1 pseudogene is annotated in these 307 nt (G+C 34.2%); it reads left to right on the top strand.

From position 1 onward, the window contains the following. Positions 1 to 210 (top strand): annotated as a pseudogene (locus tag SORDD24_RS11400) (peptidase); the annotation flags it as partial. Positions 211 to 307 lie beyond the last annotated feature (97 nt).

The raw sequence follows: 307 nt of genomic DNA, 5'->3' as shown, positions 1-307 counted from the left end.
AGCTTTAAACTTGCTGCTGTTCGAAATCTCTATCTCAGTAAGTTCTTAAAAGACCATGATCCGAAAGGGGCAAGATTCAAAGAAGAATTGGCTTCTTTATTTGGCCAAGCCCATCTTTCATGTTTAAAAGAAGATTACCAAGAACTAGCCCACTTGCTCTATCAGATAGCAGAAGTAGATGGTCGCTTTAGAGATTTATATGTAAACTAGTGACTATAAGCATAAAAAATAGTTCGTAAAAGCAGTTCTTCGTAAAATGAAGAACTGCTTTTTGATTATGGTATAATGAAGTAAGAAAATACCTTAA

It is taken from the genome of Streptococcus oralis (assembly GCF_001579175.1).
Classification (GTDB): Bacteria; Bacillota; Bacilli; order Lactobacillales; family Streptococcaceae; genus Streptococcus; species Streptococcus oralis_O.
Note: the sequence above shows the minus strand (reverse complement) of the source record. Positions and strands in the feature narration are given on the sequence as shown.